This is a genomic window from Vogesella mureinivorans (assembly GCF_007644035.1).
Taxonomy (GTDB): Bacteria; Pseudomonadota; Gammaproteobacteria; order Burkholderiales; family Chromobacteriaceae; genus Vogesella; species Vogesella mureinivorans.
Genome location: NZ_VMTV02000788.1, coordinates 1 through 306, shown reverse-complemented (window position 1 = coordinate 306; position 306 = coordinate 1). Strand labels below are relative to the sequence as shown.

Annotated in this window: 1 protein-coding gene; it reads left to right on the top strand. The window is 68.0% G+C overall.

Annotation, left to right across the window (positions count from 1 at the left end; all coding sequences use genetic code 11):
• Window positions 1-306 (top strand): catalase-related domain-containing protein (locus FLQ44_RS18230; protein ID WP_276607885.1); only part of this gene is annotated, 306 nt, incomplete at both ends.

Below are 306 nucleotides of genomic sequence, written 5' to 3'. Positions count from 1 at the left end.
TTCGACCAGGCGCGGCTGTTCTTCGACAGCCAGACCCCGGTCGAGCAGGCGCACATCGTCGCCGCCTTCCGCTTCGAGCTGAGCAAGGTGACCGTGCCGGCGATCCGCGCGCGTACGCTGGGGATGCTGCGCAATGCCTCCGAAGCGCTGGCGCAGAAAGTCGCTGATGGCTTGGGTATCGAACTGCCCGAAGCGCATCCCCGCGCCGAAATGCCGGAAGGCAAGTCGGTGCGAGAGTCGCCCACGCTATCGCTGACCGCGCGCCCCGGCGATGGCGGGATTCGCACCCGCAAGGTGGCGATCCTG